This window comes from Prosthecobacter sp. GW821-HT29F12, from assembly GCF_058803405.1.
The window spans coordinates 5,805,102-5,828,257 of the sequence record NZ_CM179517.1 but is presented as its reverse complement, the minus strand read 5'-3'; the positions used below and the strand labels follow the sequence as shown (position 1 = coordinate 5,828,257).

The window sequence follows — 23,156 nt, the reverse complement described above, 5'->3', positions numbered from 1 at the left end:
CCATCAATGGCCCATGCGGGGCAGCACAAACACGACAAGATAAATCACAGCAATGACACCACCGCCCAGCAGGAAGGTGTAGCCTTGCAGATGGCCGCCCTGCAGCAGACGGGTGGCGGCTCCGAGACGGGCAACGATCGCCGTGGGCAGGCGGGCGATGAGGCCATCGACAAACACACGCTCCAAGGCGGTGACGATCCAAGCGAGGCGGTCCTGGCAGATGCGGACGATGACGGCGTAGATTTCGTCGAAGTAGAACTTGTTGGCGAAGAGCTTGATGCTGATCGGGTCCTTGTCCTTGCCGCGATAGAGGTAGATGGCACCGCCGGTGCCAACGAGGAATGCCAGGATGGAAGCCGCCAGCACCGTGGTATGGGGCGGTTCATGCGCCGGCTTGTAGGCCTGCAGCGGCGTGGCGAAGCCGTCCCAGGCGGAGAAGATGGAAAAGACCGCCAGCAGGACGAGAGGAAGCAGCATGATCACAGGCACCTCGGTGGCATGATGCGCAGATTCGGTGCGGGGCTTGCCAAAGAAGGCGATGATGACCAACCGCATCATGTAGAACGAAGTCAGCAGTGCTGTGAGCGTGGCGGAGTGGAAGAGAATGCTGCAGCCGCTGTCATAAGCCGCTCCCAAGATGCCTTCCTTGCTGTAGAATCCACTGGTAACCCATGGAAGGCCCATCAATGCCAGAGTGCCGATGAGAAAGGTCCAGAAGGTGACGGGCATGTGCTTGCGAAGACCACCCATCTTCCAGATGTCCTGCTCATGGTGACAGGCATAGATGACGGCACCTGAGCCGAGGAAGAGCATCGCCTTGAAGAAGGCGTGCGTATAGAGGTGGAACATGGCCGGATGGCCGGGATTCGGGCCGTGCGCCTCGTGGCCGTGCTGGGCAGCCATCGCCACGGCACCGACGGCCATGACCATGTAACCGAGCTGGGAGAGGGTGGAATAGGCCAGCACACGCTTGATGTCGTTCTGCTGGGTGGCCATCAAGGCCGCCAACAAGGCGGTGAAGCAGCCGATGCCGGCGATGATTTCCGCCGCCAAGGGCGAAGCCTCAATGAGGAAGCTCACACGCACCAGCATGTAAACACCTGCAGCGACCATGGTGGCGGCGTGGATGAGGGCGGAGACGGGGGTGGGGCCTTCCATGGCGTCCGGCAACCAGACATGGAGCGGGAACTGGGCGGATTTGCCGACCGCGCCGAGGAAGATGCACAAAGCGGCGGCCGTGGTGAAACCTGCGCTGTAACCGGGTGCGCCGGGGGCCAGCGGGCCTGATTTGAAGGCCGTGGCGAGATCATCGAGGTTCACGCTGCCGTGGTTGGCCCCAAAGAGCAGCAAAATGCCGATCATGAAGCCGAAGTCGCCAATGCGGTTGGTGAGGAAGGCTTTTTTACAGGCTTCGGCGGCGCTGGCTTTTTGATACCAGTGGCCGATGAGCAGGTAGGAACTCAGACCGACGAGCTCCCAGAAGATGAACATCATGATCAGGTTTCCAGCCAGCACGATGCCGGTCATGGAGAACATGAAGAGTGAGAGCGAGCCGAAGAAGCGCGGCTTTGCGTCGTCGTCCTTCATGTAGCCGAGCGAGAAAATGTGCACCAGCATGCCGATGAAGCTGACGATGAACATCATGCCCCGGCTCTGCTTGTCGATCAGGACCTCAATGCCTGCATGGAAATGGCCGCCGACATCGAGGAAGGGCAGGAGCAGCTTGTTGTCGTCTTCAGCCGCCAGGAAAAACAGGCAGGCGATGAAGGAGATGATCGAGGAACCCACCGAAATGAGCACGGAAGCCCCTTTGAGCTGACGGTGGCCCAGAAGGATGACGAGCGCCGAAAAGAATGGCAGCAGTAGGATGATGCTGGCGTGCATGCGGGCGCGTTATCCTTGAAGTTTGGTGACGGACTCCACATCCACGCTCTGCTTGGAGCGGAAGAGAGCCACGATGATGGCGAGACCCACGGCCACTTCAGCAGCAGCCACGGTGATGGTGAAGAACACGAGCGACTGCGCGGTGTAATCCGGCAGGCCGTTGACGAGATGAAAGCGGGAGAAGCCGACGAGAGCGAGATTGGCTGCGCTGAGCATCATCTCCAGACACATGTAGACAATGATGATGTTTCTTCTGGCAATGACGCCAGCGAGACCCAGAGAGAACAGCATGCCGCTGACAACGAGATAGTGGCCAAGGGTGATCATGGGGCGCTCCTTTCGCGTTTGCTGAGAACGACGACACCGATCGTACCGACGAGCAGGAGCAGGCCGATGACTTGAAGGTGGAAGCCGTATTGATCAAAAAGGGTGAAGCCGATCAGCTTGGCATCAGGCAGCGTGCCTGCTTTGAGGTCGTTGGTAATCGTGGGAAGCGCCGCTTTGCCGATCTTTCCGGCCGCCTCGGCCAGAGCCAGGGGGGTATTTTGCGAGGTTTTATTCGCCAGTTCAGTACTGCCGACAACTGCGATGATCTGCAGAGTCAGCAACACCGCCAGCAGCACACCGGACACGATGGCGGGGACATTGATTTTCTTGCCCTCCTCCGTCTTGATGTCCAGCAGCATAATGATGAACAGGAAGAGCACCATCACTGCGCCGGCGTAGACGAGAATCTGGATGACTCCTATAAAATAGGCGTCAAGACTGAGGAACAGCGCGGCGAGGCCGACGAAGCTGGCCGCAAGCGCGAGAGCGCAGGTGACTGGATTGCGACCGGTGACGACCAGGAAGCCGAAGCCCAGGGTGATCAGTGCAAAGAGATAGAACAGCAGAGGGGGCATTACTTGAGCTCGTTCCACTTGTTCACCAGCCCCACGCGCTGGCCGCCGATTTCATAGAGGCGCTTTTTGTTGTGCACCATCTCCTGGCGTGAGAGACCGGTGATGGCGTAGTCTTTGCGCAGGAAAATGGCCTGCTCCGGGCAGACCTCCTCGCACATGCCGCAGTAAATGCAGCGAATCATGTCGATGTCGAATTCCTTGGGCCGCTTCTCGACCTTGGCCCACGGGTCATCGCTGGGTATCTCGCCGGGGATGATTTTGATGGCCTTGGGCGGGCAGATGAACTCGCAGAGCTGGCAGCTGACGCAGCGCTCGCGGTCCTGCTCGTCGGTGACGAGGGCGGGGGCGCCACGATAGTGTTCGGGCAGATGCTCGTCCCACTTCTGCTCCGGGTATTCCATCGTGACCTTGGGCTTGCCCCCGGCGATCTGGAGGAAGGTCTTGATGCCGTGCCCAATCGTGATTTTCAGCCCTTTCAGCAGCGTGGAAATGAACCAGCGTTCATGCCAGGCAAGTTTGGGACGTTGTACAATGATAGTGGCCATGTATGAGCAGGGAACCGCAGGAGAACCGGGTTTGATTATCCGAACGTCCCGCAGTGCGGCAACCGCTATTTGTGAAAAATTTCACAAGGTCGGGCCGGAATCCCAAAATCAGGCCGAAATGGGCCTTGAATCGCCTGAATGAGCGGCAGGGGCTCCAAAGCTCCCCTCTGCAGGCTATTTTGGGCTCGGGGCGTCCGCTTTCTTCGGCGAGGACTTCTTTTTGGCGGGAGCTTTTTTCTCCGGCTGGGGAAAGCCTGCCTTCGCATAGGCGACCATTTGAGCAAAAATGCCCTCGCCGATGCCATCGACACTGACCACGTTGGTCACATCGGGCAAGGGACGGGCTTTTTGAATACCCTTGGCGCGAACTTCACCAATGCCGGGAATCGCCATGAGCGCCGCCAGATCACCTTGGTTCAGCAAAGTCAGCAACTGGGCCCTTTCTTGGGGCGCGAGTGTTTTGGCTACAGCCTCCACTTTGGCTGAGGGTTTCTCCGGACTTTTCGTTGGCGGAGCGGTTTCAGCGGCGGAGAGCGAGAAACTGAGAGCCAGAACAGCAAGAAATGCGAGGAACGATTTCATGAGAGAGATTTTGTGAAGTGAGCAGCAAGGTTATTAAAAGAACAGGAGGGATGGCGAGCCAAATTTTCGCAGGCTTCTTTTTTTTCAGAAGCCACTATGCCTCATTTGAGCGGTGCGGTGAAGAAGGGCTGTGCAAAGGCACTGATGTAAATTTCTATGTCTCAGCAAACAACGGCCCTGTCAGTACCAACAGGCAAGGTATCCGGACAAGTGCCGTCCGGACCGTGAGTCCTTTCTGGCAAATTCTCACCAGTCGAATAAAAGGACTTAGAATTCCTATGGCGTTTCTAATTCATATCGGTTAGAATAATGGAACTAACGGGGAAATGACCAATTCTGACCGCATTCGTATATTAATCGTCGAGAACGAGGGCCTCGTGGGCTGCGACATGGCCACGACCCTTGGCAAACTTGGCTATGTGGTGGTCGCCATCTGCGCTTCTGGAGAGGAAGCACTGGAGCGGCTGGATGAGTTTCGGCCTGATCTGGTCTTGATGGACGTTCACTTAGCGGGGCAGATGGATGGGATTGACACCGCCCGTGAGCTGCAGAGCCGCAGCCGAGTGGCCATCGTCTATGTTACAGCCTGCGCGGATCTGGACACCGTGGCCCGCGCTCGAGGAACGCACCCCCATGGTTACTTGCTGAAGCCTTTCAATCACGACGAACTGCGACTTGCCGTGGAAGTGGCTGCGCAGCGCCATTTTGAAGAGAACGAGCGCCAGCGCCGTGAACACAGCTACTTTGAGGCTTTTCAAAGCCTGGCTGATGGCGTGATCGCCGCGGATCTGTCTGGAGGCGTGGTGTTTATGAACCCCTCCGCCGCCCGTGCCACGGGCTGGGATGCGCAGGAGGCCGTCGGCCGTTCCTTGAACGAGGTGTTTCGTATTTATCAGAGCACGGGTGAGCCTGCGGAGATTCTTTCTGCGGAGTCAGCTACGCAAGCCGCTGAGCGCACGGTTTACCTCACGACCCTGGCGGGTGAGCGTGTACCGATCCAGGACCGTACGGCACCGCTGCGTGATGCGCAGGGCCAGCTGACCGGGCTCATCATTCTCTTCCGAGCCGCTGCTGTGCCAGCGCCGGTGGAAGCAACGCCTATCCCGAACCGCAGTACTGCGCCACTCGTGGATGTGGTGGAGAGCATTTCCGACCCGCTGTTTGCGCTGGATGCCCGCTGGCGGGTGACCTATGCCAACGCGAGCGCGCTGCGCCTCTTTGACCGCAACCTGCAGAACATGCTGGGTCTTTCGCTGTGGGACATCATGCCCAGCGCGACCCGCGAACTGCATCATGAGGCCTTTGCCCATGCCATGCTGCACCGGGAGACGGTGAACCGTGAGCTTTACCTGGACGAAAAACAGATCTGGCTGGAACTGCGCGGTTACCCCTTCGGAGAAGGCCTGCTGCTCCTGGTGCAGGATGTGACGGCGCGGCGCGAGGAAGCGGAACGCCGCAATCGCATCGACCGCCTGGAATCACTCGGGCTGCTGGCGCGTGGCTTTGCCCACGATTTCAACAATCTGCTTACCGTGCTGCTGGGCAACATCTCGCTGGCCGAGATGCGCCTGCGCAATGCCATCACTCTGCCTGAACTGCACACGGCCAAGCAGGCCACGCTGCAGGCGCAGAACCTTGTGCAGCAACTGCTGACCTTTGCCCGTGGCGGTGCACCGATCAAAACACAGATCCGCCTTGGCGACCTTATTGAGACCTTCTTTACGCACCACACGCGTGCGAATCGCGTGGAGTATCGGATCGAAGTACAGCCCGGCCTGCCGCAAATAGCCATTGATGGTGCCCAGATCCGCCGCCTGCTGAGCAATCTGATCCGCAACGCCGAACAGGCGCAGCCCGATGGCGGGGAAATCACCGTGCGTTGCTTCGCGCCTGATCACGCCGAGATGTTCCCGGGTGAAATGGTCACCGACACGAACTTCCAGCCTTCAGGCCTCGCCATCGAAGTCGAAGACAAAGGTGAAGGCATCACGACGGAGCATCTGCCGCATATTTTTGAGCCCTACTTCAGCACCCGCAAGGCTGACAATGCGACTGGGCTGGGCCTCACGGTCTGCGAATCCATTGCGAAAGCCCACGGCGGCTCGCTAACCGTCAGTTCCGAGCATGGGAAAGGCACCACGGTGCGCTTCTACCTGCCGCTGGATTCCGATGGTGAGGAAGCCGATGCCTTTGGCCTCAGCAAGGTGTTCGACGCGGCACCGGAACTGAACGCTGCCAATCCGCGCATTCTGGTGCTGGAGGATGATCCGCTGGTGCGCTCGTTGATTGTCCGCAATCTTACTGGCAACGGCTTCGATGTGGCTGAGAGCTCCGAAGGCAGTGAAACGGTGCGCATGTACCAGGAAAGCGTGACCCAAGGCCGGGCCTTTGACCTCGTCATTCTCGACCTCAGCATTCCCAATGGCATGGGTGGTGTGCGTGCGATGGAAAAACTCCGCGCCATCGACCCTGAAGTCTTTGCCATCGTTTCCAGCGGCTACTCGGATGATCCGGTGATGGCCAATCCGGCAGCCTATGGCTTTGCCGCCGTGCTGCCAAAGCCCTATGAGCCTGCCGACATGCTGCGGCTGGTGCGCAACATCCTGGCGACACGTGGCATCCGCCGCGCTTCCTAAGCGGGGCTTGCGTTGACAAGTGCGCCTGGTTTGAGAAAGAACCTGCATGCGCGAACAGGACCTTCTCGACAAGCTCAGCAAAATCGAGCGGCTCTATGCAGGCGCTGCGACTCCCGGTGAGAAAGAAGCCGCCGCCGATGCCATCATGCGCATCAAACGACGGCTGGGTGAGACCGCCAAGATCGAGCGGCCCATTGAGTACAAGTTCACCCTTGCCGATGGCTGGTCGAAAAAACTTTTCACCGCCCTGCTACGCCGATATGAGCTCAGACCGTACCGCTATGCGCGTCAGAGGCGGACCACGGTGATGGTCCGAGTGCCGCGCAGTTTTGTGGATGAAACGCTGTGGCCCGAGTTTCTCGAACTCAGCAAGGTACTGCAAACTTACCTCGATGAAGTGACCGAACGGGTCATATCCCGTGCCATCCATGAGAATGAGGGCGAGGAGGAGGTCATTGCGGGGGAGTATCTGGGCTGATGCAGGCTATTTGCCATCCTTCCACAGGATGCGCGCGGCATAGACGCTGTTGTCAGCGCCATACTTGTTGTCGGGCTTGATGACGATGTCCGGGCCGTTCTTCTGCATCCACTCGGCCACGGTGACCCAGGTTTCGTTTTCACTGACCTCGCACACGCCGAAGTTTCCGAGTCGTGCGCCGCGTTCAGGCACCAGGATGCGTTCGGTTTCGCGTTTCACGGTGAGGCCGGCCTTGTCCACCTCCGCCATGAAAAGCGGGGCGCGATGGCGGAAGACGTGATCGTTGTTCGCGCCTTTGCGGGTGTAAACGAGGTAGAGATGGTCTTTGTGCGCCACCCAGTGCTGCTGGGTGTTGTAGTTGCCCAGATCGCCGCCGCCGCTCCAGTCCCAGCGTTTCGGTTCGCTGAAGTGCAGGCCGTCATCGCTGACACACACGTAGCCTGCGGTGTCATTGCGCAGGGTCAGATAGAATTTACCCGCGCAACGGATCAATGACGGCTCATACACACCGCGCCCGGATTCCAGTGCGAGATCATTGCCCTGCTCAATGAAGCGCAGTGTGCTGCCGTCAAAGCTGCAGCGCAACACGGTGACGCAGTAGTATTTATCTCCTTTGGCTTTGAAGTAGATGGGCAGCAGGATGTCACCGTTTTCCAAATCCACCCGCTGCACACAACCTGCGCCTGCATTTTCAAATTTCGGATCTGAGGGCATCGGCAATGTGGCCCATGGCGTCCAGGTGGACTTCTGCGGATCATAGACGGAGAAGCAGGTTTCGCGGGGGCGTTCATGAATGACCTTGTCGCCGGAATAACGCACGGTGTGGCCGATGCCGAGGAGTTTGCCTGATTTTGCATGCCACTTCGGGGTGAAGTCACAGGCGGCTACGATCACGCCATCTGGTTCCGCACGCCGACCCAGGGTGTTCGTGTGCTCGACCGGCTGAGTCCACGACTTGCCGAGATCGGAGGTGCTGACATGGTTCAGCGCATAAAAGACATCGCTACCCGTGAGCAGCAGCTTCTGCATGGTCAGCACGACCTGCGGAGGGCTGCCGGGGATGGCGCCTGCACGCGGATGCACCCAGCACATTGTACCGTCATAGCCTTTGGTGATTGTTTCGAGCCTCAGTTCATAGGGCTCGGCGGCGTGCAGCACCGAAACGACGAACAAGACGGGGGTCAGCAGACGAATCATGCCCACTCAACGCACCGCAGCTGCCGGGTCCTTCGACTTTTGCGTGTCCCACAGAAGCTTCATGGCGATGACGCCGAGCCAAGGTACAAGACCAGCCATCGCCATGCCGAGATCAAAGGACTTCGTTTCATCCACGAGTCTGCCGAAGAGCTTGTGCATGGGGGATGACACTGCCCACACCCAGGTGCTGAGCAAGCCGGTGAGCCTTCCCACATGGCGGTCGGAAAGCTCCTGTACAAAGCTGTAGTAGCAGGGAAACAGAGCCAGGGCGCCGGCACCGACGATCAGAATGGCCCCCATGAGCGGCCAGCCTTTGGGCAGCCAGAGCAGCAGCACGCTGAACGACGTCATGAAACAAGCGCCTGCATACACCCACCGCCGGGCGCCGTGTGCGGAGATGGTGAACCGCCGGGCGAGCCAGAGTGAGATGATCCCAGCGGCGATGCAGCCGATGTCTGTACCGATGTAATAGGCGGAATTGAAGGCGAGGGCCTCCGTCTCCGAGTAGCCGCGTCCTTCCTGCATGAACTTCGGCAGCCAAACGCGGAAGAGGTGCCAGCAGGTCTGCGCACCGAAGATTAAAATGGCCAGCGCCCAGAAGCGGCCGCCCCGAAGAATGCCCCACATACTCTCGCGTTTCGATGGGTCATCCTCCACCACCACATCCAGATCATTTTTGCGCATCGACACGAACCAAAGCACCACCCAAAGCAGCCCGATGAAGCCGATGGCTTCAAAGGCCAGACGCCAGCTGGAGAGCTCGTCCGTCATGAGCCAGATCATCAGCGGGGGTGTCACCACAGCGCCGATGGACGCCCCGCTCTGCAGCACGCTGTTGCCCATGGTGCGGTCCTTTGGCTGCAGCAGTGCGAACGTCGTCTTCAAGGCACACGGCCAGTGGCCCGCTTCAAAGAAGCCCAGCAGCACACGGCACGTCAGCAGCGGCCAGTAGCCTTCCGTCTGCGCCGAAGCAATCCCCATCAGGGACCATCCGCTGAGCACCACCGGATAGAGCCAGTAAATGCGAAACCGGTCCGCCAAAAAGCCGAACACCAGAGATCCCACCGCAAACGCCCAACCGAACGCCAGCTCCATGTCGCCATACTGCTCCTGCGACAGATGGAACTCCTTCGTCACCCTGGTTGAGGCATTCGCCAGCGTCTGGCGGTCCATGTAATTGATCGTTGTGGCCAGCAGCAGGAGGCCGCAGAGATACCATTTCCAGAGGGAGGAGCGTTGTGCAGTCATACATTCACCATTTGATTACCTTCCAGCATTTCCCTGCCTGGTCGAAAAAGACCAGCGCATGATAGTTGCATTCGAATCCAAAGTTAACGACCCGTGAAGACTTGTTGAAAGCCGCCGGCAGCACTTCTCTCTCGGCTGCGGTAATCTCCAAGTCCTTGGTCTGTTCATGCAAATCAGAAATCGAGCTGACAACCTCGGGCTGAGGCTCGCTGGCTTTACGCCAATCAGCTTCATGCGCATGTTCATCCCCCAGCTTGTCGATACGATCACGAATCCGAGACCATACTGCATCCATGGGATTCGAAACCGACTGAATGGTTTTGTGTTGGACACATGCCATGGGAAGAAAGAGCGCAAAGCCGCAGAGACACCCTTTCCATGTAGAGCGAGGTTTGGAATCCACAGGCAATTGTTTTATTCTTTCGGTTAGCCTTCCCATGTTTTCCCATCCCATGCAATCACGCGTTCCAGCAGCTTCACGACGGACTCGCTGAAGCATTGGAACAGCACCTCGCCTTTTTCGGCGGTGGCGGAGCGGGGATCGCCGACGTGGCCGGGCTCGCTGCGGTCGGGCATGATCCAGCCGCGGGAGGCGGGCTCGAAGGCGTTGCCGAAGGGGACATCACCCGTCTTGTTCAAATCGATTACGAGTTCGGGGCGGAGGCGCAGGACCATGCTGGTCTCCCATTCGCAGGCGTGGCCCATGACGCGTTGCTGAATGGAAGGATCACGAGTCCAGGGCTCGGCACCGAGGTTCCAGTAGGTGGCGAAGAGGAGCAGCAGATCGCTGCGATCCCGATATTTCTGCCGGGTTTCGAAGACGGCCTGCTTGCCGGGGATGTCGTTGCCGCCGTGGCCGTTGAGAAAGACGAGGCGCTTGAAGCCATGGGCGATGAAGTTGTCCATCAGGCCGTTGAGCAGATCGAGATACAGCCGTGGCTCTGCGGACAAGGTGCCGGGGAAGTCCATGTGATGGTGCGAATTTCCGAGCCAGGTCAACGGGGCGATCAACACCCGCTCTCCCAGGGCGGCCTCGGTGCGGCGGACGAGTTCATTTGTCAGCATGCTGTCCGTAAAGACGGGCATGTGCCGGCCATGCTGCTCCAAGGCGGCGACGGGAAAGATGACGGGGGTGTTTTTGTCCAGGGCGGCCACAGCGGGCCAGGTGAGATCAGCTAAAAGCATCCGATTAGAACGCCATTCGCGATTCGTTTTTTGATGGACTTGCATCTTTGTTCCGCGCTGGAATCCTGCCTGATGAAATTATGGCCCCGTCTACTGCTTGGTGGGACACTCATTCTGCAGGCAGCTTGCGGGACCTCCGGTCCGAAAAATGGCGCGCTACCCACGGTGGGATTTGTCAGTCAGGAAACCATCGCGCATGCCTGCCGCCAGCACACCGTGCGCCGCGAGGGCACGGCTGGATTTGAAATGCTGGAGGATGGCCGCGAGTCCTTCCTGGCGCGTCTGGCCATGGTGGAGGCCGCGCAGCGCACGCTGGACGTGCAATATTACATCTGGAGAGACGATGTGGTCGGCACCACCTTTGCCGACCGTCTGCTGGCAGCCGCCGACCGAGGTGTGAAAGTGCGCCTGCTGCTGGACAACACCACAGATGCCCAGGTGGAGGTGCGCTCTGCGGCGCTGGCGGCGCACCCCAACATCCGCGTGGCCTTCTTCAATCCGATGACCGACCTCAAGGGCATCTTCGCCGGAAACCCGATTCCGGTGATCGGTGAGATCGACCGCATGCAAAGCCGCATGCACAACAAGCTCATGATCGCGGACGGCACCCTCGTCATGGGCGGCGGGCGCAATCTGGGAGATGCGTATTTTGGCATTGATCGAAGGCACAACATGCGGGATTTGGATTTCATCGCCGCAGGGCCGGTGGTGGAAGCGGCTGCCAGGTCTTTTCAGCTCTTCTGGCGCTCGCCGCTGACACGCATGGGCGATCAGACAAAAATCACCGATCATGATCGTGAAGAACTCCAGGATTTGCGCCGGCACATCGCACGCAAAAAACGCACGCTCGCCGCGAGGAGCGGCCGCCCCTTCCCCCTCTCTCTGAGCCGGGCGGAGTCACTGGACACCCTGCACAACATCGTGAGCCGCATGATCTGGGCTGAGTACGAATTTGTAGCGGACCCGCCGGAGCGCATGATGCGGCAGGGACAAGTAGCCTCACCAGTATGGCGCAAAATTGAAACTGCCGTTCGCAAGGCGAAGTCCGACGTGACGATGCATGCCGCTTATTTCATTCCCCAGAAAGACACGTTGGAACTGCTCAGAGCGGCCACCGCGCGTGGTGTGGACGTGCAGGTGCTGACCAATTCCCTGGCTTCCATCGACGGGGTAGCCGCGATGGCGGGGATCGCGAACCGTCGCGCTGGCGTACTGGACAGCGGAGTCAGCCTTTTTGAGCTCAACTCCCATGCGGCAGATCGTAAAGACTACATCCATGCCCGCAGACTCACGCCGCTGGGCATGCACACGAAAGGGTTCGTCATCGATGACCGCCTGTCGTTCATCGGCTCCTACAACATGGATCCCCGCTCCAAATACATCAATACCGAGACGGGCGTGATCATCCAAAGCGCGGCATTCGCGGCGCGCTTGAAATCACATTTGATGAAGGGTTTGCAGCCGGAGAACAGCTGGCACATCACGCGAGATGCCAGCGGCTCCTTCCTCTGGACAGGGCAGCTTCCCAATGGCTGGCGAACCGTGCGACGCATCGAACCCGGCGCGTCTCTGATGCGCCGGCTTGAGTATTGCATCTACCGCTGCCTGCCCTGGGAAGACCTGCTCTGAGTGCCGCCTCAGCGGATTTCGTCGACCTTGATCGTGTGCGTGACGGGCTTGATGAACTTGCGGACGTTGGCGTCCTGCTTGGCATGCTCATCGGCCAGTTTCTTCTTCAGCTTCGTCAGAGCCCCGGCCACTTTGGGATCTTCGGCCGCTTCGGCGGCGATCACGCGCATGTGCGTGACGAGATTTTTGATCAGGATCGTTTCATAGCTCTCCTTCTGGGTGATGGCGTTGGTCAATGCGGCGAAGTCATTATCAAACGGGGTCTTGGTGAACTCTGCGGCGAGGTTGATGCCGGTGGCGAGCTGATCACGGCTGAATTCCTTGCTCTGGGTGCCCCAGGTGACCTTGGCCTTGGCGCTGCCCAAGTTCAGCACCCTGAGGGTGAAGCGGTTGAGGTCCTGATTGAAGCTGGTGAAGGGCAGGATGCTGCGATTGCTGCTGGCCGAGGCAGGATCTGCGTCGAACACAAACGGCCACTTGGTGCTTTCCAGGGTCACGCTGCCGAGTTGCAGACCTTTGACCGTATGGCCGGTGCTCGCGGTGTTGGGACCTTTCATATCGACCGTGACCGTGCCGATATCGCCTTCAAAGCCCAGCGCCTTCAAAAATGCCTGCGCCATCAAGAGCTGACCCGCAGGTGCCGGATGGAAGCCGTCACCGCCGAAAGGACCGTATTCTTTGCCCAGCGCCGCCTTCGACTTGGTGAGAGCGCTGATCATCGTGTCAAACACGTTGGCAAAGGGCTGCTTGTTCTCTTCGGCGAGTTTCTTGGCGATGTCACGCAGGTGGGAGAGGTTGTCGTTGTAGTCCTGGCCGGTGACGTTTTTCTTGAAGTAATCCGGGTCCACGCCACCAGGGGAGCCGATGGCCATGACCTTCACGCCGACCTTTTTCAGCCCGTCGATGACCAGACGCATGTTCTTCTCATACTCAGCGCCGATCTCGGGGGCGTAGGGCTTGTAGCTGGCGTCGTTCATGCCGTAGCAGGTCGTGGCGACATTTGGATTGAACACCGCGAGATCGTTTTCGAGGCGAGCCGCGAAGCCGCCGGCACGTTCGCCGCTCCAGCCGAACTGAAAGACCTTGATGTCGCTGCGCCCGGTGCAGGCGAGCAGGTAGGTCTCGATGTACTTGGAGTAGATCTTCTGCTCGGTGATGCTGTCACCAATGACGGCGACACGGGCGTTTGGCGGCAGCAGGGATTCCGCACGCAGGCTGACGGCGGCGAGGAGGATGGAAAGAAGCGGGAGAATGCGCATGATGGTTGAATTGAGAGAGGGACATACCTCCAAAAAAGGGGAGTTCTGGCAAGGAATTGTTTAGCCATCCCTAAACTCACTTCTTGTGGCAAGACGACCAAGCCACTAGCCTTCACGACTGATGAGCGATTCCAACCAGAGTCCAGATTCAGGCTTTGAAAAGCCGATACCGGCTTCAGCAGCCAATGTCCCCCCTGCTCTACCATCATCGAGTCGTGCTGCCTTGGGTTGTCTAGCATTGCCAGCGCTGACGGGTGGGTGCTCAATTCTACTCCTGGCATTCGTCTTTTTCTTTGCAGGCGCATCATGGATCCTCACCCGGTTTGGAGGAGAGCCGTTTCACATTGGTATTCCAAGCTTCCATGGTGATTGGTTCTCATGGGCATGGTTTATTGGGTGCCTGATCGCGTGCAGAGCGATACTTGCTGAGAAGCGAAAACCTTGGGTTTATTGGCTCGTCAGTCTTTGCCTGGCTATTGCCGCCCTTTTAAGCCTCGGGAGTGCCTGGTTCAAAATCTCCTGGCCTGGCGCCTCGGATGACCAAACCTTAGAAGTTGGGCGGTGGATCGGTTTTGCCATAGTCATCTCGTTGCTTTGCTGGTTTGTGCTGGGGAAACAGAGCCGCAGGTACTACCGCGTTTCCGCCGAACAAGCCGTTGATCGCTGAGCCCTAAAGTAATCCTCACAAAGAACTGTGAGGATCACCTTGATTCACCCCAGCATCGTTTCCGTCTGCGCGAGGACATCGCCAAAGGGAATGCGCTCCAGCAAACCGAAGCTGGGATGTCTGCCGAGGCGTTCACGCGTGGTGGCAGGGCTGGTGAGGCCGCAGAGGAAGCGGGCGAGCTGGCGGGATGAGCGCAGCGCGGCTTTGCGCTCGGCGATGACATCGTGAATGGCGGCGACATGCTCGACAGTGATTGGCGGCGGCTCGGACTGCGGGATTTCGCGAGGTGACTCGTCGGTGATGCCTTTTTCGCGCTCTTTGCAGCTGGTGCAGGTGCCGCAGTCGGCGGCCATTTCTTCACCGAAGTAATGCAGGAGCCAGCGGGTGAGGCAGCCGCGATGCTGGGCGAAGGTGAGCACTTCGTTCAAGCGCTCGACATCGCGGCGTTCGCGTTCCCCAAAGAGCTGCTGCATCTTTTTGGTGATCTCCTTCGGGTCACGACGATGCGCGTCTTCGGATAGACGATATTTCTGGCGGCTGCCGCTGGGCTTGAGCTCGATGTCGCCGGATTCCTGCAGCCAGGTGAGTGCTTTGAGCACGCGGTCACGTGGTTCATTGAGTTCGGCGGCGGCTTCGTCAGGATTCAGCGTGATCCACTTGGTGCCGCGCTTGCCGCATTGAAACAACAGGCGGAGGAATGCCTGCCGCTCGGGTTTATGGCCGGAAAGGATGCGCTGCTCGGGCTGAATGAAGCGGAACTGATAGCTGGCGTAAAAGGAGCCGAGAGGACGCAGGATGCCGTCGAGTTCGAGGTTGGTGATGACCGTCTCGATGACCAGCGGGCGAATGTCCGTGGCGTGAGCGAGATCGTACATCGAGATATCGAATTCCGCGCCTTGGAGCAGCAGATGATCGAGAAGCTGGCGGATGGCCTGCGGCGTGGGCGTGTCGCCAAAGGTGAAATTTTCCAGCACGATGCAGTCGTCCGCGCAGGCGAGCAGCTCGCAGACGGAGACCTTGCCATCGCGACCAGCGCGGCCGGTTTCCTGCGAGTAGTTTTCGAGGGTCTTGGGAAGATTGTAGTGATAGACGGCGCGGATGTCGGCTTTGTCGATGCCCATGCCGAAAGCGATGGTGGCGACGATGACATCGGTCTGGCCGTTCATGAAGGCATCCTGCGCGGCGTGCCGGTGTTCGTCGGGCAAACCGGCATGATAGGCGAGAGCGTTCACGCCATTCTTCTGCAAATGCGTGGCCACGTGCTCGGCGGTGTTTTGCAGTGTCACATACACGATGGAGGGCACCTTGCGCTTCAGCAGCAGCTTGGTGAGCACAGGCAGGCGCTGCTGGGCGGTGCAGGGTGTGATGCGAAAATGGAGATTGGACCGCAGGAAGGAGGTCTGAACATGATCCGGTGGTTCAATGCCAAAAGCCTTGCGGATGTCTGCGGCGACCGATGGCGTGGCCGTGGCGGTGAGGGCGAGCACGGGCTTGATGCCGAGCTCCTTCGCGACGAGTGCCAGACGCAGGTATTCCGGGCGGAAATTGTGGCCCCACTCGGAGATGCAGTGCGCTTCATCGACCGCCATCATGGAGATGCGCAGGCGCTTGAGGCGCTCGACGAAATTTTCATTCATGAGCCGCTCCGGGGCGATGTAGAGGAGCTTCAGCGTGCCATTCCGCATGTCGTCAAAGACCTGCGCCGCTTCATCCGCTGAGAGCGAAGAATCCAAACGTGCGGCGGCAATGCCACGCGCGCGCAGCGCCTGCACCTGATCCTTCATCAGCGCAATCAACGGCGAGATGACCAGCGTCACGCCGTCCATGAGCAGCGCGGGAAGTTGATAGCAGAGCGATTTGCCCGCGCTGGTGGGGAAGAGCGCGAGTGCGCTTCTTCCGGCGAGCAGGGCCTCCATCACCTGCTCCTGTCCGGCACGAAAGGCCTTGTGGCCAAAGTGCTGTTTGAGTGCGGCGTGAAGATCGTGAGGCATGCGCACTCATGGCACACGCGGGCTTTGGGATGCAATGCAAACCTTGCGGCTGGGCTCACACCAAAACCCGCCACAGCAAAATGCGAAGGCCGGCGAAAATTCGCCGGCCTCCAGCCTGATTTAATTCAGGGACGTTTTAATTCAGAGCCAGGCTCCGAGATTACTTGCTGTGAGTGTCGCAGTGTTCCGGCTCGGGCTCAGTTTCTTCGACGATGGCCTTGGACTTGAGGAACTCCATGGCTTCCTGCAGGAGCAGGTCGCTGCGGACGTTGTCGATGAGGCCGTTTTTCTGAGCCTCGGCCATGAACTTCTTGGCGGGGGTCTTCTGACGCTCGGCGATCTGTGCGAGGGCCATGGCGATCTTCTGGGCGGGAACTTCGAGGGCTTCCTTCTTGGCGATCTGCTCAAGGATGAAGCTGACTTTGACGTTCTGGCGGGCCTGATTGGTGGCGCTGTTGAGGATCTCGTCCTGCTGCTTGATCAACTCTTCTTCGCCGATGCCCTGCTGCATGGCGCGCTGGGCGATTTCGTTGGTGCGGCGCTGGGCTTCGCGGTTCACGACTTCCTGAGGAAGTTCGAACTCCACTTTTTCAAAGAGGTGGGCGATGACCTGATTGGACTTTGCGGCATCACGAGCCTGCTCACGGCGGCGGCGGATGGCATCGCGCACTTCGTCACGCAGGGTTTCGAGGCTCATTTCCTCACCGGCGATCTTTTTGATGAACTCTTCGGTGAGTTCCGGCACGGCCTTGTTCTTCACGCCGTGGCATTTAACGTTCAGGGCGATGGTCTTGCCGCGCAGGGCTTCGAAGTTGAAGTCGTCTGCCAGGGTGATGTTGAGCGTGCGCTCGTCATCTTTGGCGATGCCGACGAGGCCTGCATAGAAGCCGGGGAGGAAATCGTCTTCGTCGGCGAGGAGGAACCAGTTTTCCTTCATCTCCTTGAGATGGGAGGGGGCATCTGGCATGGCTTCGGCAATGGGCTGGCCATCGAGGCTGCCGGTGACGCTGAGAACGACGACATCACCCACAGCGGCGACACGGTCGACGTCTTCGTAGGTGGCCTGGTTTTCACGGAGGTGAAGGAGATCGTGGTCCACATCAGCGTCGGTGACTTCGATGCGGGGGAGCTTGACCGGGATGCCGGTGTACTCGGGCAGCTCAAACTTCGGCGCGAGGCTCATCTCGATGGTGAAGCTGAAGCTCTTGTCCGTGTCGTGATACATTTTGTCGTTCACGGCGAGGACGTTGAGGAGTTCGAGGCCTTCGCTCTTCACCGCCTGGCGCAGGCCTTCGCTGATGAGCTTCTTCTCGAGTTCGTCCTTCACTTCGTTTTCGTAGCGCTTGGCGACGATGCTCTTCGGCGTTTTGCCAGGGCGATAGCCGGGCATGCGCACCATGCCGGCGAAGTAGGTGATGATCTCGTCACGTTCTTTGCCGACCTGGTCGGAAGGAACGCGGACGTGGGCGACGGCGCGGCAGTTGGGCTGATGTTCGACGTTGATGTTCATGAGAAAGAGGTTAGGGGGCGAAGTGTTTTCCATCGCAACAACCGGGCGGTGGGGAACCGCGTCCGGGCCGGAGGGGCGCGCATGATAGACAGTTTGACGGTTTTGACAAACAGAGAACGACATCCCCGATTTTAGCCATCATGCGTATTTTTCAGAGATTTGAGGTCTGGCTGCTGCTTATCGTAGGCGGAATCGCTATTTGGTGGTCCTTTCAAACGGCCCCAAACCCCGCTGAAAACAGTTCTGGAGCCGAAATGAGCGCCGATTCCCCCCTGCAGCTGCGCCGCAGCACGCTGGAGCGGGATTTTGGCAATGCCCGGCTGGATTTGGAGGTGCGCTACAAGAATTCCAGCCCCCGGCCGCTCTCCATGCAGGCGCCGGACGTGCGTTTGGTCAATGGAGCAGGCAAAGAGGTGCCCCCTTTTATTCTGCCTGTGGAACGCCCGCCAAGCATCGAAGCCCAGACCACGGGCGACGTCCGCCTGCGTTTCTGGCTGGAAAAAGCCGACCTCGCCGGCCCCCTGACGCTGGAAATCCGCGGGCAGAAGCTGGAAGTCAAAAACGGCACGGCGCTGGATTTGGAGAAGCTGGAAAACGCCAAGCCGAAGGTGTGGACGAGTGCGGACTGGGCTCCCTGACGAGCTTCAGGCCCGCAAAATGACCCAGGTGGCGCCCCAGGAGCCGCTGGTTTCATCGGCAGGCCAGATGAATTGCTGCACTTCGGGCAGTTTCGCGAGCAATTGATGGACGCCGCTTCGAAGGGTGCCGCTGCCTTTGCCGTGGATGATACGGACGCGGAGGATGCCACGCTTGCGGCATTCGGCGAAATATTCAGGCAGCAGACTGCCGATTTCATTAGGCCGGAAGGTGTGCAGGTCGAGCTCTGGACCGATGGGATGCTCCACCAGATCGGGGATCGGTTCGTCGGCGTCTTCGGGCATGGTGGAAGGTGATTCGGTAGAACCTCGAGTCCAGTGGCAATCGTATAAGCACAAAGCTTGTGATCTGTGCTGAGGCGTTTAGCTTGGGCCAAGCGTTTCCAAGGAGTTTCTTTTGCCCTCCCATCTACAAGCCTGGTTCCAGCAACTGCGTGAATTCGCAAGTCGGGGCCGAACATGGCTGCAGACCATGGCCGCAGCCAGTGAGCTGGACCCGTTTCCGCTCAGGCAGATGCTGAAGGGCTACGACAAAGAAATGTTCAAGGCGGACTCCAGAAGCGGGCTGGACGGTGCGCTACTGGCCATCCCGCAGGGCATGGCGTTTGCCGTGGTGGCCGGACTGCCGCTGGCCTATGGCATCACTTGTTCCGCCGTGGCCTGTGTGGTTGGGGCGCTGCTGATGAGCTCACGGCATTCCATCTATGGGCCGACGAATGCCACGGCGTTCATGGTATCGTCCTATTTCGCCGCCTTTCCCAACCTGAATCAAATGGCCTCGATGCCGATGCTGGTGTTCCTCGTGGGTGCGCTGCTGATCTTCGGCGCGTATTTCCGCGTGGCGGACATGGCGCGGTTCATCAGCAGGGCGGTAGTAGTGGCGTATCTCACTGGTGCCGCGTTGCAGATGTTTGCGCATCAGCTCCCGGTGGTGCTGGGGCAGCAGATCTCCGAGCCTTCCGGGAAACCCGTGGCTCGAACGCTGGTCTCCGATTTGCATGATGTGCTGGGCAATCTCGGGGGCATTCACTGGCCGAGTGCGCTGATCTGTGCTCTGGCCATTGGCTGCTACTACGGTCTCAAACGTTTCGGCAAACGATTCCCGGCCCTGACGCTGACGCTCATCCTGATGTCACTGATCGCGGTGATGATGAACAAAGCGGGGCTGCAGGTGGCCACCTATTCAGACCTGTCCTTCACCTGGCGCACGCTGCTGCCGCCGTTTCCTGACTTCACCAGCGGCAATGCCTCGGCGCAGTTCAGCCAGCTTTTTGGGCTGGCGCTTTCGCTCGCGTTTGTGGCGATGATGGAAAACTCCGCGATGGCGCGGACGCTGGCCAGCCGATCAGGACACAATGTGGATGCCAATCAGGACATGCTGAGCCTGGGCGCGGCGAATCTGGCCTGCGCCTACCTCAGCGGCATGCCTGCCTCTCATTCTCTGACGCGTTCGCTGGCGGCGTATGAGAGCGGGGCGGTGACGCCGGTCTCCGCGATTGTCAGCGGCGTGGTGTGTCTGGTGGCGGCGCTGACGATCGGCCCGCTGGTGGCGTTCATCCCCAAGGCCGCGCTGGGAGCGATGGTGATCTGCGTGGCCGTGGCACTCATCAACAAGAGGCAGATTCAGATTTCCCTGCGAGCCACGGGGGCGGATGCGGCGGTGTTCGTCACAACTTTCGTGGCCACGCTGATGGTGCCGCTGCATGTGGCGATCTTCACCGGTGTGGGAATTTCGATCATTCTCTACCTGCACAAAGCCAGCCAGCCCTCGCTGGTGGAGTACGTCTTCAATGAGGAGGGCAATCTGGCTGAAGCGCACCAGGGCGGACGCCAGCATCCGGCCATCTCCATCGTGCATGTGGAGGGCGATTTGTTTTTTGCGTCCGCCGACCTGTTCCGCACGCAGATCCAGGGCTCCTGCACCGACCCGAATCTGCGGATTGTGATCCTACGGCTCAAGAATGCACGCCACCTCGATGCCACGTGTGCCATGGCGATTGAAGAACTGGTGCGCACGCTGCGTGCTGACGGACGGGACCTGATCGTCAGCGGCGTGTCGAAAGATCTGTACCGCGTGCTGAAAGGTGCGGGCATGGTGGAGGTGATCGGCAAGGACAATCTCTTCCCCGCCAGCCCGTCCAATCCCAATCTTTCCACTCGGAATGCTTTGCGCCGTGCTCAGGAGATTCTAGGCATCAAAGACGCTGATGTGCGTATCTACTACGACCCTTCGAAATCACCCAAGCTCTAGTTTTGACTTCCCCATCTATGAAATGGTCCTTTCGCCTCTTCACCTTTGCCGGCACGGAGGTTCGTGTTCATGTCACCTTCCTGCTGCTGCTGCTGTTCGTCGCCAGCCAGAGTTTTTTAAGCGGACAGGGGCTTCCTGCAGCGCTGGAGTCGACCCTGTTCATCACCGCCATGTTTGCATGTGTGGTGCTGCATGAATTTGGGCACGTCACGGCGGCGCGGGGCTACGGCATCCGCACGCCGGACATCACGCTGCTGCCCATCGGCGGCGTGGCGCGGCTGGAGCGCATGCCGCGCAAACCTTCGCAGGAACTGGTGGTGGCCATCAGCGGCCCGCTGGTCAATGTGATCATCGCAGCGGCCATTTGGCTGGGCCTTGGCATCAACACGGCGTTCCATCCCGGCTACGATTTTCTGCAATCAGGCCATTTCTTCCAGAAGCTCATGATGTGGAACATCCTCATGGTCGTGTTCAACCTGATCCCCGCCTTTCCCATGGACGGCGGCCGGGTGCTGCGCGCCTTGTTCGCCATGTTCATGGAGTACGGAGTTGCCACACGCCGGGCGGCTTCGATCGGGCAGGGCATTGCGATGATGGTGGCCATCTACATGCTGCTGAACCACACGTTTCAGCCCATGCTGCTGCTCATCTGCTTCTTCATCTTCATGGCCGCAGGCCAGGAGGCAGCCATGGTCACCCAGCAGGAGGCCACGCGGAATCTGCGCGTGCGTGATGCCATGCTCACGGATTTCCGCAGCCTGCCACCGGAGGCCACGCTGCGAGATGGTGTCGAGCTGCTGCTCGCCGGCGCACAGCAGGACTTTCCTGTGCTGGACGCCCATGGCGGCATCCAGGGCATGCTGACGCGACATGATCTGATCTCAGCTCTCGCGGAAAAGGGCCCCGGGCAGCCGGTGGTGGAGGTGATGCGCCCCTGCCCTGAATCGACTCAGGCCACGATTGAACTGACACAGGCGCTCGAAACCTTGAACGCCAGCGATTGTCCGGCCCTGCCGGTCCTTGATCCCATCAGCGGTGAACTCATCGGCCTGCTCACCACGGAAAACGTGGGCGAGACGCTCATGGTGCGTGCGGCGCTGATGAAACTGCGCGCCTAAGAAGCAGCGCTCTCCGCCGGCGGCAGATGCACGGCGGGCAGCGGTGCGACGATGTTCACCGGCCACGGGGAAAATTTCTCGAAGATGCCAGGGGCGAGTTCTTTGCTGCTGGCGTAGCCACGCCGGAACATTTCGAGCTTGGCGTCGATGTTATCGACGTGATGCAGCGCCACGGCCTCAGGCGTCTTTGGCAGAACGGGGGAACCGAATTCAAGGCTGCCGTGATGGGCCGCGATGAGATGCAGCAGATGGAGGCGCACGATTTCAGAAGCGGGCTCCAAGGAGGTCCATTCCGCCGCTGCAGGATCTTCCAGCAGATCACGCCACAGCTTGTTCACCAGCTCCAGGCCCAGCGGGATGTGGCCGAGCATTTCGGCGGTGAGATTGTAAGGCATGGTGAAGCCGGACTCGGCATAGACATTCTCCCAGAGTTTGCCGCAGTCATGAAACAAGACGCCCGCGATCATGAGGTCACGGTTCAACTGCGGATAAAGGCCCGCCAGAGCCACCGCGCAGCGCATCATCTGCGCGACATGCTCCACCAGACCACCACGGCGGGCATGATGGTTTTTGCGCGCTGCACCGGTGCGGCGGAAGCGTTCGCCATGGCGTTCAAGAAACACCCGGCAGAGCTTTGCAAGACGTGGGTCACGCATGGATTCGACGAAGGCGACGATGTCAGCGTAATCAGCCGACTGGCGTGCTGAGAGATCGGGATCTCCGAGAAGCAGTGTGCTGGCTTCATCTTCGGCGAGCAGGCGCATCTGCACCTGCCGTGGTTCAAGACCGTATTTGCCCTCCACCCACTGTCCTGCGAGCTGGATGAAAGCATTGCGCCCCAGTTTGGCCGCGTCTTGGAACAGCGGATTGTTGTCAAAGACCCGCCAGATGAACGAATCGGCAGCATCGACGAGCTTCACCTCGAAGAAGGGACTGCCGGAGCTGGTGGCTTTTTCGATGCGTGATTCGACCTGCAGGTGCAGCCGGTAGGGCTGCGGTGTTGGATTCGCGACCTGCCGCAGCTGGGTGATCGTGATGAGGTCGAGGTCGTCTGGCATTTGATCGCTCATGGGGCGGAGTCTTTGGTGTGGCCGGGATTGTTTTGCCAGGGAGTGCCGGTGGTATCTGAAAGCGGAGGGCGGCTTTGGGAGGCGTGAGTGGGTGGAAGTTTGTCTTCTTCGCTGATGAGGAAAAACAACAGAATGCCGATGACTGGTGCGAAAGTGATGACCAAGAACCAGAGGATGCGCTCATGGGTCCCAAAGCGTCTGCGGTTAAGCAGGTAGGCGAGAGTCACCCAGTAAATCAGGATATAAACGACCCAGACTGCGATCCAGAGCGGTTCTGTGCTGGTGAATTTGAAGTCCGGCATGATGCCGCGAATTCAAGCGGTTGCGCCCAGAAAAGCAATAGGTATG

At 59.3% G+C, this 23,156-nt stretch carries 22 protein-coding genes; 7 read left to right on the top strand and 15 right to left on the bottom strand.

The window, feature by feature from the left end:
* Nucleotides 1-3 precede the first annotated feature (3 nt).
* The 5 genes from nuoL to AC3RLQ_RS24240 all read right to left on the bottom strand — a co-directional run bounded on the left by nuoL (nt 4) and on the right by AC3RLQ_RS24240 (nt 3,913).
* Complete coding sequence (nuoL, locus tag AC3RLQ_RS24260; protein WP_493031230.1) at nt 4-1,884, bottom strand: NADH-quinone oxidoreductase subunit L; 1,881 nt, start codon at nt 1,882-1,884, stop codon at nt 4-6.
* A 9-nt stretch (nt 1,885-1,893) separates the two neighbouring features.
* Nucleotides 1,894-2,211 carry an NADH-quinone oxidoreductase subunit NuoK gene (gene nuoK / locus AC3RLQ_RS24255; RefSeq protein WP_294401205.1) on the bottom strand — a complete coding sequence of 106 codons (318 nt, stop codon included), beginning with the start codon at nt 2,209-2,211 and terminating at the stop codon, nt 1,894-1,896.
* Nucleotides 2,208-2,786, bottom strand: a complete 579-nt coding sequence (locus AC3RLQ_RS24250; protein WP_397384637.1) for an NADH-quinone oxidoreductase subunit J family protein — start codon at nt 2,784-2,786, stop codon at nt 2,208-2,210. Before AC3RLQ_RS24250 ends, nuoK begins: the two co-directional genes overlap by 4 nt.
* Nucleotides 2,786-3,331, bottom strand: a complete 546-nt coding sequence (locus tag AC3RLQ_RS24245) for a NuoI/complex I 23 kDa subunit family protein (protein ID WP_395730385.1) — start codon at nt 3,329-3,331, stop codon at nt 2,786-2,788. The genes AC3RLQ_RS24250 and AC3RLQ_RS24245 overlap by 1 nt, the downstream gene beginning before the upstream one ends.
* 174 nt (nt 3,332-3,505) lie before the next feature.
* A complete protein-coding gene (locus AC3RLQ_RS24240) occupies nt 3,506-3,913 on the bottom strand; it encodes a ComEA family DNA-binding protein (protein ID WP_493031229.1) in 408 nt (135 codons plus the stop codon).
* Between the two features lie 326 nt (nt 3,914-4,239).
* Between AC3RLQ_RS24240 and AC3RLQ_RS24235 the strand changes: the two genes are divergently transcribed.
* Entirely contained in the window at nt 4,240-6,549 is a 2,310-nt protein-coding gene (locus tag AC3RLQ_RS24235) for a hybrid sensor histidine kinase/response regulator (protein ID WP_422317633.1), read from the top strand.
* Between the two features lie 46 nt (nt 6,550-6,595).
* On the top strand, nt 6,596-7,027 hold the full coding sequence (locus AC3RLQ_RS24230; RefSeq protein WP_493031228.1) for a hypothetical protein: 432 nt from the start codon (nt 6,596-6,598) through the stop codon (nt 7,025-7,027).
* 6 nt (nt 7,028-7,033) lie between these two features.
* Here AC3RLQ_RS24230 and AC3RLQ_RS24225 read toward each other — a convergent pair whose 3' ends face one another.
* From AC3RLQ_RS24225 to AC3RLQ_RS24210, 4 genes are read right to left on the bottom strand one after another with little or no spacing between them, the layout of a single operon-like run.
* On the bottom strand, nt 7,034-8,224 hold the full coding sequence (locus tag AC3RLQ_RS24225) for a sialidase family protein (protein ID WP_493031227.1): 1,191 nt from the start codon (nt 8,222-8,224) through the stop codon (nt 7,034-7,036).
* Between the two features lie 6 nt (nt 8,225-8,230).
* Nucleotides 8,231-9,472, bottom strand: a complete 1,242-nt coding sequence (locus AC3RLQ_RS24220) for an MFS transporter (protein ID WP_493031226.1) — start codon at nt 9,470-9,472, stop codon at nt 8,231-8,233.
* Between the two features lie 4 nt (nt 9,473-9,476).
* A complete protein-coding gene (locus AC3RLQ_RS24215) occupies nt 9,477-9,926 on the bottom strand; it encodes a hypothetical protein (protein ID WP_487681290.1) in 450 nt (149 codons plus the stop codon).
* On the bottom strand, nt 9,899-10,657 hold the full coding sequence (locus AC3RLQ_RS24210) for a creatininase family protein (protein ID WP_493031225.1): 759 nt from the start codon (nt 10,655-10,657) through the stop codon (nt 9,899-9,901). Before AC3RLQ_RS24210 ends, AC3RLQ_RS24215 begins: the two co-directional genes overlap by 28 nt.
* A 72-nt stretch (nt 10,658-10,729) precedes the next feature.
* Here AC3RLQ_RS24210 and AC3RLQ_RS24205 point away from each other — a divergent pair, with 72 nt between their 5' ends.
* Complete coding sequence (locus tag AC3RLQ_RS24205) at nt 10,730-12,286, top strand: phospholipase D-like domain-containing protein (protein WP_493031224.1); 1,557 nt, start codon at nt 10,730-10,732, stop codon at nt 12,284-12,286.
* Nucleotides 12,287-12,294: 8 nt separating this feature from the next.
* On the opposite strand, the gene AC3RLQ_RS24200 is transcribed toward AC3RLQ_RS24205, so the two are convergent.
* Complete coding sequence (locus AC3RLQ_RS24200; protein ID WP_493031223.1) at nt 12,295-13,545, bottom strand: SGNH/GDSL hydrolase family protein; 1,251 nt, start codon at nt 13,543-13,545, stop codon at nt 12,295-12,297.
* Nucleotides 13,546-13,666: 121 nt separating this feature from the next.
* On the opposite strand from AC3RLQ_RS24200, the gene AC3RLQ_RS24195 reads away from it, so the two are divergent.
* Nucleotides 13,667-14,212: a hypothetical protein gene (locus AC3RLQ_RS24195; RefSeq protein ID WP_493031222.1), complete on the top strand. Its 546-nt coding sequence runs from the start codon at nt 13,667-13,669 to the stop codon at nt 14,210-14,212.
* Nucleotides 14,213-14,256: 44 nt separating this feature from the next.
* On the opposite strand, the gene AC3RLQ_RS24190 is transcribed toward AC3RLQ_RS24195, so the two are convergent.
* Nucleotides 14,257-16,203: a RecQ family ATP-dependent DNA helicase gene (locus AC3RLQ_RS24190; protein ID WP_493031221.1), complete on the bottom strand. Its 1,947-nt coding sequence runs from the start codon at nt 16,201-16,203 to the stop codon at nt 14,257-14,259.
* Between the two features lie 160 nt (nt 16,204-16,363).
* Nucleotides 16,364-17,713 (bottom strand): trigger factor, encoded by a 1,350-nt coding sequence (tig, locus tag AC3RLQ_RS24185; protein ID WP_422317615.1) that lies wholly within the window; start codon nt 17,711-17,713, stop codon nt 16,364-16,366.
* Between the two features lie 254 nt (nt 17,714-17,967).
* On the opposite strand from tig, the gene AC3RLQ_RS24180 reads away from it, so the two are divergent.
* Entirely contained in the window at nt 17,968-18,351 is a 384-nt protein-coding gene (locus AC3RLQ_RS24180) for a hypothetical protein (protein WP_493031220.1), read from the top strand.
* Nucleotides 18,352-18,357: 6 nt separating this feature from the next.
* On the opposite strand, the gene AC3RLQ_RS24175 is transcribed toward AC3RLQ_RS24180, so the two are convergent.
* Complete coding sequence (locus AC3RLQ_RS24175; protein WP_493031219.1) at nt 18,358-18,654, bottom strand: Smr/MutS family protein; 297 nt, start codon at nt 18,652-18,654, stop codon at nt 18,358-18,360.
* Between the two features lie 187 nt (nt 18,655-18,841).
* Here AC3RLQ_RS24175 and AC3RLQ_RS24170 point away from each other — a divergent pair, with 187 nt between their 5' ends.
* On the top strand, nt 18,842-20,620 hold the full coding sequence (locus tag AC3RLQ_RS24170) for a SulP family inorganic anion transporter (RefSeq protein ID WP_493031218.1): 1,779 nt from the start codon (nt 18,842-18,844) through the stop codon (nt 20,618-20,620).
* Nucleotides 20,621-20,637: 17 nt separating this feature from the next.
* Nucleotides 20,638-21,738: a site-2 protease family protein gene (locus AC3RLQ_RS24165; RefSeq protein WP_493031217.1), complete on the top strand. Its 1,101-nt coding sequence runs from the start codon at nt 20,638-20,640 to the stop codon at nt 21,736-21,738.
* On the opposite strand, the gene AC3RLQ_RS24160 is transcribed toward AC3RLQ_RS24165, so the two are convergent.
* Nucleotides 21,735-22,808 (bottom strand): HD domain-containing protein, encoded by a 1,074-nt coding sequence (locus tag AC3RLQ_RS24160; protein WP_493031216.1) that lies wholly within the window; start codon nt 22,806-22,808, stop codon nt 21,735-21,737. The genes AC3RLQ_RS24165 and AC3RLQ_RS24160 overlap by 4 nt on opposite strands.
* Nucleotides 22,805-23,110: a PLD nuclease N-terminal domain-containing protein gene (locus AC3RLQ_RS24155; RefSeq protein WP_493031215.1), complete on the bottom strand. Its 306-nt coding sequence runs from the start codon at nt 23,108-23,110 to the stop codon at nt 22,805-22,807. Before AC3RLQ_RS24155 ends, AC3RLQ_RS24160 begins: the two co-directional genes overlap by 4 nt.
* Nucleotides 23,111-23,156 lie beyond the last annotated feature (46 nt).